Source organism: Actinomadura sp. NPDC048021 (genome assembly GCF_040653135.1).
Classification (GTDB): Bacteria; Actinomycetota; Actinomycetes; order Streptosporangiales; family Streptosporangiaceae; genus Spirillospora; species Spirillospora verrucosospora.
Genome location: NZ_JBEZJQ010000006.1, coordinates 189950 through 206407, shown reverse-complemented (window position 1 = coordinate 206407; position 16458 = coordinate 189950). Strand labels below are relative to the sequence as shown.

Sequence of the window (16458 nt, the reverse complement as noted above, 5' to 3'; positions counted from 1 at the left end):
GCCGGTTCGCTGGGACAGGCGCGGCCGGGTCAGGCCGAGGCGGCGTCCTTCGCGCGGGCGCGCAGGGCGCGCGCGACGCCGTCGCGCCCCTCCGACAGCAGCCGCCGCAGCGCCGCCGGCGGGTCGTTCTCCGCGATGTAGGCGTCGGTGCGGTCGACCGTGGACTGCTCGATCACCAGGAACGGGTAGGCGACCTCGGCGAACGTCTGGGACATGTCGCTGGTCCACTCCTTCCACACGCGCCCGACCTCGGCGAAGTACCGGTCGACATAGGGGACGAGCAGCGCGGCCTGGTCAGGCTCGACGAAGCCGCCGAGCGTCGCCCGGAAGACGGCGTTCGGCAGGTCGCCCGCGATGATCCGCTCCCAGGCGGCCGCCTTGGCCTCGGGGGTGGGGATCGCGGCCTTGCAGGCGGCGGCGTGCCGCTCCCCGGCGGCGGTGCGGTCCCGCTCGTGCTCGGCGTCGATCTCGGCCTCGCCCGCCTTGCCGGTGGTGACGAGGCGGCGCAGCAGCGCCCAGCGCAGGTCGGTGTCGACGGTGAGGCCGTCGAGGACCTGCGAGCCGTCCAGCAGGCCCTGGACGAACGCCAGGTGCTCGCCGGTGACCGCCGACCCGGTGAACGCCAGGGTGTAGGCCAGCTGGAGGTCCGAGCCGGGCTCGGCCTCGCGCGCCAGGTCCGCCAGGGTGTCGGCCATCAGGGCGAGGCCCTCCTCGCGCCACCCCGGGTCGGCGTACTGCTGGACGGCGGTGCGCGCCTGCCGCAGCAGCGTCTGGGTGACCGAGATGTCGGTGACGCCGCGGATCCCCTTGACGACGAGCCGGACGTAGTCGCGCGTCGCCATCTCGGCGTCGCGGGTCATGTCCCACGCCGCCGACCAGCACAGGGCGCGCGGCAGGCTGTCCCTGACCTCGCCGATGTCCTCGATCAGCGTCTTCAGGGAGTGCTCGTCCAGGCGGACCTTGGCGTAGGTGAGGTCGTCGTCGTTGACCAGGACCAGGTCGGGCTGCTTCTTGCCGACGAGCTGCGGGACCTCGGTACGGGCCCCGACCACGTCCAGTTCGACCCGGTCGCGCCGCACGAGTCCGTCGGCGGTCTTGTCGTACAGGCCGATGGCCAGGCGGTGCGCGCGCAGCGTCGGGTAGTCGGCCTTGGCCTCCTGGAGGACGGTGAACGAGGAGAAGTTCCCCACGCCGTCGACCTCGTACTCGGGCCGCATGGTGTTGACCCCGGCGGTCTCCAGCCACTCCTTCGACCAGGACGCCAGGTCGCGGCCGGACGTCTCCTCCAGCGCCCCCAGCAGGTCGGTGAGGACGGTGTTGCCCCACGCGTGCCGGTCGAAGTAGCGCCGCACGCCCTCCAGGAAGTTGTCGAGGCCGACATAGGCCACGAGCTGCTTCAGGACGGACGCGCCCTTGGCGTAGGTGATCCCGTCGAAGTTCACCTCGACCGCGCGGATGTCGGGGATGTCGGCGGAGATCGGGTGGGTGGACGGCAGCTGGTCCTGCCGGTAGGCCCACGCCTTCTCCAGGTTCGCGAACGTCGTCCACGAGCCCTTCCACTTGGTGGCCTCCGCCTGGCACAGGACGCTCATGTACGTGGCGAACGACTCGTTCAGCCAGAGGTCGTCCCACCAGCGCATGGTGACGAGGTCGCCGAACCACATGTGCGCCATCTCGTGCAGGATCGTCTCGGCGCGCCGCTCGTAGGCCGCGTCGGTCACCCGGGACCGGAAGACGTAGTCCTCCAGGAACGTCACGCAGCCCGCGTTCTCCATGGCGCCCGCGTTGAACTCGGGCACGAAGAGCTGGTCGTACTTCGAGAACGGGTACGGGCGGCCGAACACCTTCTCGAAGTAGCCGAAGCCCTGGCGGGTCACGTCGACGATCGCGTCGGCGTCGAGGTGCTCCGCCAGCGAGGCGCGGCAGTACACGCCGAGGGGGATGACGGTGCCGTCCTCACGGCGGTACTCGTCGCGGACGACGTGGTACGGCCCGGCCACGAGCGCGGTGATGTAGGTGGAGATCTGCGGCGTGGACAGGAAGTGCCACGTCCCGCCTCCGGCCGTCTCGGCGGCCTCGTTGGTGACGACCTCCCAGTTCTCCGGCGCCTTCACGGTCAGCTCGAAGGTGGCCTTGAGGTCGGGCTGGTCGAAGCAGGTGAACATGCGGTGCGCGTCGGCCGTCTCGAACTGCGAGTACAGGTAGACGCTGTCGTCGACCGGGTCGACGAACCGGTGCAGGCCCTCACCCGACCGGGAGTACGCGCAGTCGGCCACGACCCGCAGCTCGTTGTCGGCCGCCAGGCCCGGCAGCGGGATCCGGCCCTTCTCTGCGTCGTAGGACGCGGGGTCCAGGGACTCGCCGTTCAGGGTCACCTCCCGCACGACGGCGCCGTGCAGGTCGATGAAGGTCGACGCGCCGGTCTCGGCGCTCCCGAACCTGACCACGGTGGTGGAGCCGAACCGCTCCTCGCCCGTCGTGAGGTCCAGGTCGACCGCGTACGACGCGACGCTGAGCAGCCTGGCCCGTTCCCGCGCCTCGTCGCGCGTGAGGTTGCCTGCCACATGAACTCCTTGGTCGGCTTAAAGGCTTGGTGTCCCCATGTCTACCAACCGGACGACCCTACGGCCCGTCCGCCACGGACTTCGGCGACCTCTCGCCGACGGGAATCGGGACGAGCGCCCCCGGGTTGTCGCTTGAGGACATGCACACTCTCTAGGAGGCCACGTTGCCCGAGGACGCTCCCACACCCGTTGACTTCTGGTTCGACCCCCTCTGCCCCTGGGCGTGGATCACCTCCCGATGGATCCTGGAAGTGCAGGAGCAGCGGCCGATCGACGTGCGCTGGCATGTGATGAGCCTGGCCGTCCTCAACGAGGACAAGGACATCCCCGAGAACTACCGGCGGATGCTCGCCGACGCCTGGGGCCCCGTCCGCGTGTGCGTCGCCGCCGAGCAGAAGAACGGCCCCGAGGTGCTCGGGCGGCTCTACACCGAGCTGGGCACCCGCAGGCACCACGAGCGGCAGAAGTTCGACCGCGCGTTCTTCGAGGCGTCGCTGACCGCGGCGGGCCTCGACCCGGCCCTCGCGGACGCCGCCGAGTCCACCGACTACGACGACGCCGTGCGCGCCTCCCACAAGGACGGGATCGACCGCGTCGGCCAGGAGGTCGGCACCCCGGTGATCGAGGTCGAGGGCCACGCCTTCTTCGGCCCCGTCGTCACCCCGATCCCGCGCGGCGAGGCCGCCGTCAAGCTCTTCGACGGCGTCCTGGCGGTCGCGAGCACGCCCGGTTTCTTCGAGCTGAAGCGCACGAGGACGGAAGACCCGAGCTTCGACTGAGCCCCGCCCGGGGACGTCCCCGGGCGGTCTCGCCGGCGGGCCACACATCGGTTGCTATTGCGAGAATGTTGCAACTACGAGGTCTATGCCGACAAACTGGTCCTGCTGGCTGCAAAGAGGTAGGGGTGGTTGAGTCGTGCATGTACCGGACGGATTCATCGACGCGCCGGTCTCGCTCGCGGCGGGCGCCGTCGCGGTGGCCGGGGTCGGGGTCGCGCTGCGCGGCGCCCGGCGGGAACTGGACGACCGCACCGCGCCGCTCGCCGGGCTGACGGCCGCGTTCGTGTTCGCCGCGCAGATGCTCAACTTCCCGGTCGCGTCCGGGACGAGCGGGCATCTGCTCGGCGGCACGCTCGCCGCGATCCTCGTCGGGCCCTATACCGGCGTCCTGTGCGTGTCGGTGGTCCTGCTCATGCAGGCGCTGCTGTTCGCGGACGGGGGCCTGACCGCGCTGGGCGTCAACGTCACCACGATGGCGCTGGTCACGGTGGCCGTCGGCTACGGCCTGTTCCGGCTGCTGCTGCGGGTGCTGCCCAAGACGCGCGCGTCGGTGTCCGGGGCGTCGTTCGCCGCGGCCGTCGTCTCGGTGCCCGCCGCGGCCGTCGCCTTCACGCTGATCTACGCGGCCGGGGGGACGGCCGACGTCTCGATCGGGAAGGTCGCCGCCGCGATGATCGGCGTGCACGTGCTGATCGGCATCGGCGAGGCGCTGATCACCGCGGTGACCGTGTCGAGCGTGCTCGCCGTCCGGCCCGACCTGGTGCACGGGGCGCGCGGGCTGATGAAGCCGCTGGAGCTGCGCACGGGCGGGCGGAACGCCGCCGAACCGAAGCCGTCCCGGGCCTGAGGAGGACCACGATGACCACCAAGCGCTTCTTCGCCGGGTTCCTGCTCGTCTCCCTCGTCCTGGCCGGGATCGTCAGCTACTACGCCAGCGCGAACCCCGACGGCCTGGAGAAGGTCGCCGAGGACAAGGGCATCAGCGCCAAGGAGAAGGACCACTCGCTCAAGGACTCGCCGCTCGGCGACTACGGCGTCAAGGGCGTCGACGACGCGCGGCTGTCCGGCGGGCTGTCCGGCGTGATCGGCGTGGGCCTGGTCCTCCTCGTGGGCGGCGGGCTGTTCTGGACGGTCCGGGGGCGCGGCACGGCCGCCGACCGGACGGCTCCGGAGCGGGAGACCGAGGCGCCGTCCGAGCCGTCCCGGAAGGGCTGATGGGCGCGGGCCACGCGCACCGGCTCTACGTGCCGGGCGCCTCGCCGGTGCACCGGCTGCCGCCGCAGTGCAAGCTCGTCGCCGTCCTGGCGTTCGTGCTGCTGGTCGTCGCCACGCCGCGCGAGCGGATCTGGGCCTTCGGCGTGTACGCGCTGCTGCTCGCGGCGGTCACCGCGGCGGCCCGGATCCCGTTCGGGACGGTCGCGCGGCGGATCGTCATCGAGGTGCCGTTCGTCGCGTTCGCCTTCCTCATGCCGTTCGTCGCGAACGGCGAGAAGGTCACCGTCCTGGGGCTGCGGCTCAGCGAGAGCGGGCTGTGGGGCGCCTGGAACATCCTCGCCAAGGGCACCCTCGGTGTCGTCGCGTCGATCCTGCTGGCCGCGACGACCGAGCCGCGGCTGCTGCTGCTCGGCATCGAACGGCTGCGGATGCCGCAGCTCATCACGCAGATCGCCGGGTTCATGCTGCGCTACGGCGACGTCGTCGCCGCGGAGCTCGGCCGGATGAGGGTCGCGCGGGCGGCCCGCGGCTTCGAGGCCCGCGACATCCGCGCGACGGGGGTGCTCGCCCGATCCGTGGGCGCCCTGTTCCTGCGCTCCTACGAGCGCGGCGAGCGCGTCCACCTGGCCATGATCAGCCGCGGGTACGACGGCCGGATGCCCGCCGTCGACGGCGCGGGCGCGACCGCCGCGCAGTGGACGGCCGCCGCAGCGCTGCCCTCGGCCGCCGCGCTCGTCGCGCTGGCTGCTTGGATGGCCCCATGACCCTGTCGCTCGAGGTGAAGGGCCTCGCCTACGCGTATCCCGACGGAACGCAGGCGCTGTTCGGCGTCGACCTGGCGGTCGGGCGCGGGGAGCGCGTCGCGCTGCTCGGGCCGAACGGCGCCGGGAAGACCACGCTCGTCCTGCACCTGAACGGCATCCTGCACGGCGGCCTGGGCGAGGTCCGGGTGGGCGGCCTCGCCGTCGACCCGAAGGACAGGAAGGCGCTGCGGGAGATCCGCCGCCGCGTCGGGATCGTCTTCCAGGATCCCGACGACCAGCTGTTCATGCCGACCGTCCGGGAGGACGTCGCGTTCGGCCCCGCCAACCTCGGCCTGCGCGGCGAGGACCTGGACCGCCGGGTGCGGGACGCGCTCGCCCGCGTCGGCATGCTGGACGCCGCCGACCGCCCGCCGCAGCACCTCAGCTTCGGCCAGCGCCGCCGCGTCGCCGTCGCCACCGTCCTGGCGATGGAGCCGGAGATCCTCGTGCTGGACGAGCCGTCGTCCAACCTCGACCCGGCCAGCCGCCGCGAGCTCGCCGAGATCCTGCTGAGCCTGGACGTGACGGTCCTGATGGTCACGCACGACCTGCCGTACGCGGCCGAACTGTGCCCGCGGTCGGTGATCCTCTCCGGCGGGGTCATCGCGGCCGACCGGCCCACCCGCGAACTGCTCGGCGACGCCGGGCTGCTGGCGGCGCACCGCCTGGAGCTGCCCTTCGGGTTCGACCCGGCCGCGGCGCCGCGCTGACCGCCGCGCCCCCCGCAGCACCCTCCGCAGCATCCCCGCAGCGCCCCCTTGCCTTGCCCTGCCCCCGCGCCGATCGCCGGCACTTCGGCCGTTCCGCTTGCCTGCCCGGCCCCGCTCCGGGAGACTCGTGTCCTGACAGTGGTAACGGTTTTCATATCCAGAATGGGGGCATTCGTGAAGGTTGCGTTCGTCGGCAAGGGCGGCAGCGGCAAGACCACCCTGTCGGCGCTGTTCGTCCGCCATCTGGCCGGACGGGGGCTGCCCGTGGTCGCCATCGACGCCGACATCAACCAGCACCTCGGCGTGGCGCTCGGGCTCGACGAGGGTCGCGCCGCCAAGATCCCCGCGCTGGGCGACCGGCTCCCCGAGCTCAAGGAGCACCTGCGCGGCGCCAACCCGCGCATCTCCTCCGCGGAAGCGATGGTCAAGACCACCCCGCCCGGCTCCGGGTCGCGGCTGCTGCGGTTCCGCGGCGACGACCCCTTCCACGAGGCGGGCCAGGAGGTCGACGGCGTCACGCTGCTCGCCACCGGCCCGTTCAACGACGACGACCTCGGCGTGGCGTGCTACCACTCCAAGACCGGCGCGGTGGAGCTCTACCTCAACCACCTGGTGGACGGGGCGGGCGAGTACGTCGTCGTCGACATGACCGCCGGCGCCGACACGTTCGCCTCCGGGCTGTTCACGCGGTTCGACCTGATGTTCCTGGTCGCCGAGCCCACCCGCAAGGGCGTCGGCGTCTACCGGCAGTACACCGAGTACGCCCGCGACTACGACGTCGCCATCCGCGTCGTCGGCAACAAGGTGCAGTCGGAGGAGGACGTCGCCTACCTGCGCGAGCACGTCGGCGACGACCTGCTCACCTGGGTCGGCCAGTCCGCCGCCGTCCGGGCGCTGGAGCAGGGCCGTGAGGGCGTCGCGCTGGAGGACGGCAACACCGCCGCCCTCGACCGCATGCGCGCCGAGGTGGACGGCCGCGTCAAGGACTGGGACGAGTTCCAGCGGCAGGCCGTGGAGTTCCACGTCAAGAACGCGCGGAGCTGGGCCAGCCGGGCCGTCGGAGAGGACCTGGAGGCGCAGGTCGACCCCGGGTTCCGCTTCCCCGTCCCCGCCTCCTGAGCGCCTACAGCGGGTAGCGCGGGCCCTACCGGCGGAGACCGAACCGCACTACTCTGCCCGCCATGACGATGCGGCGGATGCTCGCGATGACGGGCGGCGCGGTGGTTCCCATGGCCCTCCTCGCCCTCCTCTTCGGAAACCAGTGGGTCGTCGAGCAGATCAACAGGAGCGACATCAGGTACGACGAGGGCATCGGACCGGTCGTATCGTGGCTGCTCACGCTCGCCTGGCGGCTCACGCCGATGGAAGGGCCCGGCGTGAAGGGGGCGTTCGCGGAGGACTTCAGCCTGCTCGTCTTCTTCGCCGTGCTGGTCGGGCTGGTCCTGGCGGGCGCCCGGCTGGCCGATCCGGAGCGCGGCCCGTTCGGCGCCCTGATCATCGGCTGGTGGGCGGCGGTCGTCGCGGGCGGCGTCTCCGGAATCGTGGCCGCCCCGCTGACCCGCTGGGCGTTCGAGTTCCACGACGGGTCGTTCGGCCGGACCTTCAGCTCCACGGTCGGCCAGGGCGCCTCCTTCGGCTTCGCCTTCGGCTGGCTGACCGGACCATGATCGACCGCAGGCGGGACGACGACGCCTGACCCGCGCGCGCGGGCCCGGCGGGGGCCTGCGACAATCGGGCGCATGCGCGTGTTTCTTGGATCCGACCATGCCGGCTTCGAACTGAAGGAGCACCTGGTCTCCTGGCTGAAGGCGAACGGGCATGAGGCCGTCGACTGCGGCGCGTTCGTGTACGACGCCGTGGACGACTACCCGCCGTTCGTCCTGCGGGCGGCCGAGCGGACGGTGGCGGAGCCGGGAGCGCTCGGCATCGTGATCGGCGGCTCCGGCAACGGCGAGGCGATCGCGGCGAACAAGGTCAAGGGCGCGCGTGCGGCCCTGGTCTGGAACGAGGACACCGCAACGCTCGCCCGCGAGCACAACGACGCGAACATCATCGCGCTCGGGGCGCGGCAGCACGACCTCGACACCGCGACCCGCTTCGTGGAGCTGTTCCTCGCGACGTCCTACTCCAAGGAGCCGCGCCACACCCGGCGGATCAGGATGCTCAGCGCCTACGAGCACTCCGGCGAGCTGCCCCCGCTGCCGCGCGAGGGCTGATCGGCCGCCCCGGCTAGGAGCCGTTCTCGGAGGGCCTGCGGGCGCCGCGCTTGTCGAGGCGGCGCCGCTCGTTCTTCTCGGCCTTGGTCCGCCTGCCGGTGTCGCCGGGCTTGCTCGGGTTCGATCCGGAGGCGGCGCCGGGTCCGGGGCCCGCCGCGGGCGGGCTCCCGCTCCCGGCGCGCGGGCGCGAGACGTCGCGGGCCCGCATCGCCGCGTCCACCGTGATCCGCATGCCCGGCTGGACCATGGGCCGCTCCCTCCGAGATAGTCGCAAAGCGACATCTACCCCGATTTCGCGTAGCACGATCGTGACAGTGCGTCACCGGTGCCCTCGGATACTGACCGACCGGGCGCATTGCTCGATACAGTGCCGGAGTCATGCTTCAACGTCTGGTGCAGCTGCTCCCGCCGCGTGTGCGTGCCGTGCTGCGCAGAGTTCCGTTCCTGGTCGTGCTCTACCGCTGGCTCAGGCGGGGCACCCTCACCCGGGACCGGTACGTCTTCGTGCCGCTGGCGCTCCTCGCGCTCGCGATCGGCATCGCCACGTCCGGCGACTCGCGCGGGCTGGCGCCGTCCGGCGCGCTGGTGCTGATCGTGGTGGTCGGCGGGCTGCTGCTGAAGGTGCGGAGCCTGGCCGCCCTGCTGGCCGTGGTGGCGGCGATGGCCGCCTACAACGTCTGGAAGGACGTCGCCGCCTTCGGGCTCGGCATGATCGCCACGCTGAGCATCACCGCGGTGCTCGCCGTCACCCTCGCCCGGACCCGCCAGCAGCTCGGCGTGCAGGGCCTGCGCGGCGACTCGATGCTGCTGGAGCTGCGCGACCGGCTCCGGCGGCACGGCGAGATGCCGCGGCTGCCCGACGGCTGGAACTCGCAGGTCGTGATGCTCCAGGCGGGAGGCTCCTCGTTCGGCGGCGACTTCGTGGTGTCGGCCTCCGACGGTGACACGCTGGAGGTCGCGCTGGTCGACGTGTCGGGCAAGGGCACCGACGCCGGAACCAGGGCGCTGATGCTCTCGGGGGCCTTCGGTGGCCTGCTTGGATCGGTCCAGCCCGAGAACTTCCTCCCCGCGTGCAACGTGTACCTGCACCGCCAGCAGTGGGACGAGGGCTTCGTGACGGCCGTCCACGTCGTGGTCGACCTGCGCACGGGGGAGTACACGGTCGAGTCGGCGGGGCACCCGCCCGCCGTCCAGTTCGACGCGGGCAGCGGCGCCTGGCGGGTCAGCTCGGCCAAGGGCGTGGTGCTGGGCGTGGTGCCCGACCTGAACTGCGTGCCCGAGCGGGGGCAGCTGCGTCCGGGCGACGCGCTGCTCCTGTACACCGACGGCCTGGTGGAGTCGCCCGGCAGCGACCTCGACGCCGGGATCGACCGGCTGCTCGGCGAGGCGGAGCGGCTCGTCCCGCAGGGGTTCGGCCGCGGCGCGCGGGAGCTGGTGGAGACCATGGCCGCGGCGCGCGACGACGACTGCGCCCTCGTCCTGATCTGGCGCACCTGACGAGCGCGGCCCTGAGGGCCGGGCTCAGCGCTTGTACTTTCCCTTGGCCTTGCCGTGCTTCGCCGCGTGCTTCGGCTTCGTCTTCGGCTTCTTCTCCTGCGCCTTCTGCTTCTGCTTCGGCTTCTGGACCGGCTTCTGCTTGGCGGTCTTCGCCAGGGGCCGCTTGGACGTTCCGGCCCTGACGGCGCTCGCCTTCTTCGACGGCGCGGCGGAGACCGCCGGCGCGGACGGGGCCGGCGTCCCCGGCGAGGACGGCGGAGGGGCCTTGGCGCCGGTGATCCCGAGGACGACCGCTCCGAGCAGGAGGGTGCCCGCCGCGGCCCCGGCGCCCGCCAGCAGACGCGCGCGGGTGGACGTCGTGGCGTCCGCCACGCCGAGCGGCGTGAACGCCCTGGTGTCGGTGTCCTCGGCGCCGGACCTCCGCGACGGCGTCGCGGGCACGGGCGTGGGGCGCCGCCGCCGTGAGTGCGGGGCGAGGGAGCGCCGGGGAGCGGTGCGCGGCGGGCCGGCCGGAGGCGCGGGGCGCGCCGCGGGACGGGCCGCGGCGTGCGGCTGCGGCTGCTCGACGAGGGCGAGGAGCAGGTCGGTCGCGGTGGGGCGGTCCGCCGGGTCCTCCGCCAGCGCCCACCGGACGAGCGGGACCAGCGCGTCCGGGAGACCGGACAGGTCGGCGTCCCCGGCGGCGGTGCGCAGCGTCGCGGGGTCGCCGCCGATCGGCATCTGCCCCGTCCCGGCGTGGGCGATGAGGCAGCCCCAGGCGAAGATGTCGGCCGCCTGGGACGAGGCGCCCCCGACGAGCACCTCCGGGGCGATCCACCCGGGGGTGCCGAACACCTGGCCGGTCGTGGCGGCATCGTCCGGCGCGTCCTGGCTGCCCGCGATGCCGAAGTCGATGACGCGGCAGCCGGACAGGGTGAGCATCACGTTGGCGGGCTTGATGTCGCGGTGCACGAGCCCCGCCGCGTGGATCGCGGCGAGCGCCGAGGCGACGCCCACGGCGACGCCGTGCAGGTCGGCGGGCGGCAGCGGGCCGCCGGAGGTGAGCCTGTCGTGCAGGGACACGCCTCCGACGTAGTCGGTGACGAGGTAGGGCAGACCGTCCTGCTCGCCCTGCGCGAGGACGCGCGCGGTGCAGAACGAGGCGACCCGGCTCGCGAGGTGCGCCTCGTCGCGGAAGCGCCGCCGGTAGGACGGGTCCTCGGCGAGGTGCGGATGGATCGTCTTGACCGCGACGCGCCCGCCCGACACCGGGTCGGCTCCGAGGAAGACCGTCCCCATGCCGCCGGATCCGAGCCTGCCCAGCAGTCGGTGGCCGCCGACCTCTCGGGGGTCGGCGGGTTCGAGTGGCCTGAAGTCAGTGTCCATGCGGTGCTCCAGCACCCCCCTTCCGTCTCTCCCGCCCACCCATCCCCTATCGGCGGCGAATTATGGCGGGTTTTTCCGAAGAAGGGCGGAAACGTGATCGTCACGTCGATGTAGCACCCCGTGCATCGGAGGCGTGCACAGTGAGGGAAGCGGTGCCCGTGTGGGCGGCTCCCCAGGGGTGGGAGGCGCCGCCCGCACGGGCGCCGGTCCGATATGTGGCGATGTTTTGCAGGGCAACGGCCCGGTAAGAACCGTCCTGCGCCCTCCCCCCGGCGCGTCGACGCGGCGCGGCACCGGCCGCCGCTCGCGAGCCGGAGGGGGAGGGGCGCCGGGTGCGGATACTCGGGGACCGGCTGTCGCCGGTGTCCTGGTCGGTGCGGACCCGCGTGACCGCGGCCGCCACCCTCATCGTCGCGCTGCTGCTCGTCGGCGGCGTCACGCTCTTCTACCAGGTCCTCCGCGGCACCGTCTACCGCGGGCTGCACGACCGCGGCACCCTGGTCGTGACCGACCTCTCCACGCTCGTGCGCGAGACCGACCTGCGGGGGACGATCCGCGTCGAGGACCCCGGTTTCCCGCTGCTCCAGGTCCAGGACGGCGAGGGCGGCGTGCTCGCGGCCAGCGACACGCTGCGCGGCCACGGCCCCGTGAAGGTCCCGGTCTCACCGGTGGCGGGCCGCCCCGAGTACCACACCGTGCGGTCCCAGGGGCTCGCGGACTTCTACTTCGTCACCGAGCGGGTCGACACCCGCTTCGGCACCCGCACGGTCTACGTCGGCGCCCCCATCACGACGGTCACCCGCTCCAGGTCGGTCTTCCTCGCCCTGCTCGTCGTGACGGTGCTGGTCGCGACGACCGTGGTGGGCTGGATCGTGTCGCTGTCGGTGCGGCGGGCGCTGCGGCCGGTCCGGGTGATGAGCGCCGAGATGACGGAGATCACCGGCGGCGCCGACCGCCGGGTGACCGTTCCGGCGCCCAACGACGAGGTGTCCGAGCTGGCCGAGTCGGTGAACGTGATGCTGGACCGGCTGGAGGACGTCCTCACGCGGCAGCGCGCGTTCGTCGCGGACGTCTCGCACGAGCTGCGCAGCCCGCTGACGGGCCTGCGCACCCAGCTGGAGGCGGCGCTGGAGCAGCCGGAGGACGAGGACTGGCCGGCGGTCGCCCGGGCGGCCCTCGCCGACGCCGACCGGCTGCAGGGCATCGTCGGCGACCTGCTCATCCTGGCGAGGCTGGGCGCGGGCGTGCACGTCCCGCGGGAGCGGGTCGACCTCGGCGAGCTGGTCCGGGCGGAGGTGAGCCGGCGGCCCCGGCGGATCCCGGTCGAGGTCGCGGCGGACGAGGGCGTCGTGGCCCGGGTCACCGAGGCCCAGCTCGTCCGCCTGCTGACGAACCTGCTGGACAACGCGGAGCGGCACGCGGAGTCGCGGATCTGGGTGCGGGTGACCGCGGACGGACCGGAGGCGGTGCTGGAGGTCCGCGACGATGGCTCAGGGGTCGCGCCGGAGGACCGCGAGCGCATCTTCTGGCGGTTCCACCGGCTCTCCGAGGGCCGCGAGCTGGACCGCGGCGGCACCGGCCTCGGGCTGACGATCTCCCGCGACATCGCCCGCGCGCACGGCGGCACGCTCGTGGCCGCCGACAGCGACCAGGGCGCCCGGTTCGTCCTGCGCATCCCCCGCGAGGAGGGCTAGGGCTGGGCGAGGGGCGGTCGCCGGTCGCCGTGCCGGGTCGCCCGCTCGAACGCGTGGCCGATCCGCAGGACGGCCAGGTCCGCGTGGTGGGGGCCGACGATCTGCAGGCCCACCGGCAGCCCGTCGGAGGTGAACCCGGCGGGCACTGACAGGGCGGGGCACCCGGTCGCCGAGATGAGGAAGCACGACCGCATCCACTCCAGGTAGTCGCGCATCGGCCGCCCGGCGACCTCGCCCGGGTACTCGGCGCCGGCGTCGAAGGGCGGGACCTGGCTGACCGGCAGCAGCAGCGCGTCGTAGCGCTCGAAGAACTCCCGGACGCGGTGGAACAGCGCCGTGTGGAGCGTCTCGGCGCGGCCGAGGTCGGCGCCGGTGAGGGAGCGCCCGGCGTCGATGTTCTCGGCCAGGGAGGGCTTGAAGTCGGCGCGGCGCTCGTCCAGCAGGGGGCGCAGGGTGATGTCCCAGTGCCAGGCGCGCAGGGTGCGGAAGACCTCGTCGGCGCCGGTCAGGTCGGGGGAGGCCTCCTCGACGGCGCAGCCGAGCTCCTCGAACACCTTGGCGGCGGGCGCGAGGACGCCGGTGACGGCCGGGTCGACGGGGATCGTCCCGCCGAGGTCGGGGGACCAGGCGAGGCGCAGCCCGGCGATGTCGCGGTCCAGCGGCGCGGCGAACGCCGCCCCGGGCGTCTCCAGTGCGATCGGGCTGCGCGGGTCGGGGCCGGCGAGCACCGACAGCAGCAGCGCGGCGTCCGCGACGTTCCGGGCCATCGGCCCCTGCACGCCCAGCGTCGACCAGCCCGCGAGGACCGGCCAGGACGGCACCCGGCCCGGCGACGGGCGCAGCCCGACGACGTTGCAGAACGAGGCGGGGTTGCGCAGCGAGCCGCCCATGTCGCCGCCGTCGGCGAGCGGCTGCATGCCGCACGCCAGTGCGGCGGCGGCGCCGCCGCTGCTGCCGCCCGCCGACCGGGACGGGTCGTAGGGGTTGCGGGTCAGGCCGAACACCGGGTTGAAGGTGTGGGACCCGGCGGCGAACTCCGGCGTGTTCGTCTTGCCGAGCGTGACGGCGCCCGCGGCGCGGATCCGCTCGACGACGAGTTCGTCGCGGTCCGGGACGTGGTCGGCGAAGATCGGCGAACCGGAGGTGGTGCGGATTCCGGCGGTGGCGTGGGTGTCCTTGTGCGCCACGGGCAGGCCGTGCAGCGGGCCCGGCCGCTCTCCGGCCGCCAGCCGCTCGTCGGCCTCGCGCGCCTGCCGTTCCGCCCGTTCGGCGACCAGCGTGACGATGGCGTTGACCTGCGGGTTCGTCCGTTCGATCTGGTCGAGATGCGCCTGCAGGACCTCGCGCGCCGACAGTTCGCGGGCGCGGATCCGGCGCGCCAGTTCGCGGGCGGACGCGAAGCAGATCTCCTCGGACACATGCCCTCCTCGTGCGCGGGGTCCCCACCAGTGTCCACCCCGGGCGCCCGGTGGTCCCCGGGTGAGGACATCATGCAGGAGGGACCGGCGGAAGGGGCTTCGTGACGGATCGTGTCGGGGCGCGCGACCTGCTGCGCCGCGTGCTGGACGAGGGAGCCTGGACGTCCTGGGACGTTCCGCCCGCCGGGGAGCCGCCCCCCGCCTCCGCGTACGCCGAGGATCTCGCGGCCGCCCGCGAGCGCAGCGGCTGCGACGAGGCCGTCCTGACGGGGGAGGGCCTGCTGCGCGGGCGCCGCGTCGCGTTCGTCGTGTCGGAGTTCCGGTTCCTCGCGGGCTCGATCGGACTCGCCACCGCGGACCGGATCGTCGCGGCCGTCGGGCGCGCCACCGCCGAGGGACTGCCGCTGCTGGCCGCGCCGTGCTCCGGCGGCACCCGCATGCAGGAGGGGACGGCCGCGTTCGTGCAGATGGCCCGCATCACCGCCGCCGTCATGGCCCACCGGGCCGCCGGCCTGCCCTACCTGGTCTACCTGAGGCATCCGACGACCGGCGGGGTGTTCGCGTCGTGGGGGTCGCTCGGGCACGTGACGGCTGCCGAGCCCGGCGCGCTGATCGGGTTCCTCGGCCCCCGCGTCTACGAGGGCCTGCACGGGGAGCCGTTCCCGCCGGGGGTGCAGGTCGCCGAGAACCTGGCGGCCAAGGGCCTGCTGGACGCCGTGGTGGCCATCGACGACCTCGCGGGGGTGGCGTCCGCCGCGCTGGACGTCCTGTGCGGGCGGCCGCCCGCGGCACCCGCGCCCTCGCCTCCGCCCGCGGGCGTTCCGCCGGAGGGGACGGCGTGGGACTCGATCGAGCGGTCGCGCCGCCCGGACCGTCCGGGCGTCCGCGAGCTGCTGCGCTTCGGGGCCGCGGACGTGACGCCCCTGTCGGGCACCGGCCAGGGGGAGGCGGAGCCCGGCCTGCTGCTCGCCCTGGCCCGTTTCGGGGCGGCGCCGTGCGTCCTGGTGGGGCAGGACCGGCGCGGCCAGCGCGGCGGCCACCCGCTCGGCCCGGCCGGGCTGCGGGTCGCGCGGCGCGGGATGCGGCTGGCCGCGGAGCTGGGCCTTCCGCTGGTCACGGTGGTCGACACGCCCGGCGCCGTCCTGTCGGCCGAGGCGGAGGAGGGCGGGCTCGCGGGTGAGATCGCCCGCTGCCTGGCCGACCTGATCACCCTGCCGGCGCCGACGCTCTGCCTGCTGCTGGGCGAAGGCACGGGCGGCGCCGCGCTGGCGCTGCTGCCCGCCGACCGCGTGCTGGTGGCCCGGCACGCCTGGCTGTCGCCGCTGCCGCCCGAGGGCGCCTCGCTGATCGTCCACCGGACCCCGGCGCGGGCCGGCGAGATGGCCGAGGCGCAGGGCGTCCGGTCGGCGGACCTGCTGCGCGGCGGGCTGGCGGACGTGCTCGTCGACGAGCGCCCGGACGCCGCCGACGAGCCGGAGGCGTTCTGCCGCCGGGCCGCCGCGGCGGTGGAGCGGGGGCTGTCGGGTCTCGCGCCCACCGGCCCGGCCGCCCGCCAGGCGCGCTACCGTCCTGGATCATGACCGAGACCGTCTCCAGCGCCTACGACGCCATCGCCGACCTGTACGCCGACCTCTTCCGCGACGCGCTCGACGAGCTCCATCTGGACCGGGCGATGATCACCGCGTTCGCGGCGATGGTCCCGGCCGGGCCGGTCGCCGACCTCGGCTGCGGCCCCGGCCGCGGGACGGCGCTGCTGCACGGCCTCGGCCTGGACGCGTTCGGGCTCGACCTGTCGCCCGCCATGATCGCCCGCGCCCGCGCCGACCACCCGCACCTGCGTTTCGACGAGGGCGACATCACGGCGCTCGACCTCCCGGACGGCGGCCTGGCGGGCGTCCTGTCGTGGTACTCGACCATCCACCTGGGGCCGGAGGAGATCCCGCGCGCCTTCGCGGAGTTCCACCGGGTGCTGGCCCCCGGCGGCCTGCTCCTGGTCGGGTTCCAGTCGACCGACGAGGACGAGGCGGAGGCGTTCGACCACAAGGTCGCCCTCGCCTACCGCCGGCCCGTCGACGTCATGGCCGAACTGGCCGCCCAGGCGGGGCTGGTGGAGGTGGCGCGGCTCCTGCGCCGTCCGGCGGAGAACGAGCGCCCGGTCCCCGCCGGCAGCCTCCTGGTCCGCAAGCCCTGACGCGCG

Annotated in this window: 16 protein-coding genes; 12 read left to right on the top strand and 4 right to left on the bottom strand. The window is 73.8% G+C overall.

Translation table 11 applies throughout. From position 1 onward, the window contains the following. Window positions 1–29 precede the first annotated feature (29 nt). Complete coding sequence (pepN, locus tag AB0C87_RS12685; protein WP_345175742.1) at window positions 30–2564, bottom strand: aminopeptidase N; 2535 nt, start codon at window positions 2562–2564, stop codon at window positions 30–32. 164 nt (window positions 2565–2728) lie between these two features. Between pepN and AB0C87_RS12680 the strand changes: the two genes are divergently transcribed. From AB0C87_RS12680 to AB0C87_RS12645, 8 genes are all read left to right on the top strand, one after another. Then, window positions 2729–3343: a DsbA family protein gene (locus tag AB0C87_RS12680; RefSeq protein ID WP_360577468.1), complete on the top strand. Its 615-nt coding sequence runs from the start codon at window positions 2729–2731 to the stop codon at window positions 3341–3343. Window positions 3344–3479: 136 nt separating this feature from the next. Beyond that, window positions 3480–4190: an energy-coupling factor ABC transporter permease gene (locus AB0C87_RS12675; RefSeq protein WP_353830947.1), complete on the top strand. Its 711-nt coding sequence runs from the start codon at window positions 3480–3482 to the stop codon at window positions 4188–4190. Window positions 4191–4201: 11 nt separating this feature from the next. Beyond that, the gene (locus AB0C87_RS12670) at window positions 4202–4558 is read left to right on the top strand and encodes a PDGLE domain-containing protein (RefSeq protein ID WP_360349098.1); all 357 of its coding nucleotides are present in this window, start codon (window positions 4202–4204) and stop codon (window positions 4556–4558) included. Next, window positions 4558–5322 (top strand): cobalt ECF transporter T component CbiQ, encoded by a 765-nt coding sequence (cbiQ, locus tag AB0C87_RS12665; RefSeq protein WP_353830945.1) that lies wholly within the window; start codon window positions 4558–4560, stop codon window positions 5320–5322. Before AB0C87_RS12670 ends, cbiQ begins: the two co-directional genes overlap by 1 nt. After that, window positions 5319–6071 carry an ABC transporter ATP-binding protein gene (locus AB0C87_RS12660; protein WP_345175735.1) on the top strand — a complete coding sequence of 251 codons (753 nt, stop codon included), beginning with the start codon at window positions 5319–5321 and terminating at the stop codon, window positions 6069–6071. The genes cbiQ and AB0C87_RS12660 overlap by 4 nt, the downstream gene beginning before the upstream one ends. Window positions 6072–6245: 174 nt before the next feature. After that, a complete protein-coding gene (locus tag AB0C87_RS12655) occupies window positions 6246–7190 on the top strand; it encodes an ATP-binding protein (RefSeq protein WP_353830944.1) in 945 nt (314 codons plus the stop codon). Window positions 7191–7252: 62 nt separating this feature from the next. Continuing rightward, window positions 7253–7738, top strand: a complete 486-nt coding sequence (locus AB0C87_RS12650; protein ID WP_360577465.1) for a hypothetical protein — start codon at window positions 7253–7255, stop codon at window positions 7736–7738. 72 nt (window positions 7739–7810) lie between these two features. Continuing rightward, entirely contained in the window at window positions 7811–8287 is a 477-nt protein-coding gene (locus AB0C87_RS12645) for a ribose-5-phosphate isomerase (RefSeq protein WP_345175732.1), read from the top strand. 13 nt (window positions 8288–8300) lie between these two features. Here the strand turns inward: AB0C87_RS12645 and AB0C87_RS12640 are convergent, their stop codons facing one another. Further along, the gene (locus tag AB0C87_RS12640; protein WP_345175731.1) at window positions 8301–8534 is read right to left on the bottom strand and encodes a hypothetical protein; all 234 of its coding nucleotides are present in this window, start codon (window positions 8532–8534) and stop codon (window positions 8301–8303) included. 131 nt (window positions 8535–8665) lie between these two features. Between AB0C87_RS12640 and AB0C87_RS12635 the strand changes: the two genes are divergently transcribed. Then, complete coding sequence (locus tag AB0C87_RS12635) at window positions 8666–9784, top strand: PP2C family protein-serine/threonine phosphatase (RefSeq protein ID WP_345175729.1); 1119 nt, start codon at window positions 8666–8668, stop codon at window positions 9782–9784. A 24-nt stretch (window positions 9785–9808) separates the two neighbouring features. On the opposite strand, the gene AB0C87_RS12630 is transcribed toward AB0C87_RS12635, so the two are convergent. After that, entirely contained in the window at window positions 9809–11149 is a 1341-nt protein-coding gene (locus AB0C87_RS12630) for a serine/threonine-protein kinase (protein ID WP_345175728.1), read from the bottom strand. Window positions 11150–11481: 332 nt separating this feature from the next. Here AB0C87_RS12630 and AB0C87_RS12625 point away from each other — a divergent pair, with 332 nt between their 5' ends. Then, the gene (locus tag AB0C87_RS12625) at window positions 11482–12843 is read left to right on the top strand and encodes a HAMP domain-containing sensor histidine kinase (RefSeq protein WP_345175726.1); all 1362 of its coding nucleotides are present in this window, start codon (window positions 11482–11484) and stop codon (window positions 12841–12843) included. Here the strand turns inward: AB0C87_RS12625 and AB0C87_RS12620 are convergent. Next, on the bottom strand, window positions 12840–14261 hold the full coding sequence (locus tag AB0C87_RS12620) for an amidase (protein ID WP_353830942.1): 1422 nt from the start codon (window positions 14259–14261) through the stop codon (window positions 12840–12842). The genes AB0C87_RS12625 and AB0C87_RS12620 overlap by 4 nt on opposite strands. 101 nt (window positions 14262–14362) lie before the next feature. On the opposite strand from AB0C87_RS12620, the gene AB0C87_RS12615 reads away from it, so the two are divergent. Next, window positions 14363–15841 carry a carboxyl transferase domain-containing protein gene (locus AB0C87_RS12615; RefSeq protein ID WP_360577462.1) on the top strand — a complete coding sequence of 493 codons (1479 nt, stop codon included), beginning with the start codon at window positions 14363–14365 and terminating at the stop codon, window positions 15839–15841. Continuing rightward, window positions 15838–16452 carry a methyltransferase domain-containing protein gene (locus AB0C87_RS12610; protein WP_353830941.1) on the top strand — a complete coding sequence of 205 codons (615 nt, stop codon included), beginning with the start codon at window positions 15838–15840 and terminating at the stop codon, window positions 16450–16452. The genes AB0C87_RS12615 and AB0C87_RS12610 overlap by 4 nt, the downstream gene beginning before the upstream one ends. Window positions 16453–16458 lie beyond the last annotated feature (6 nt).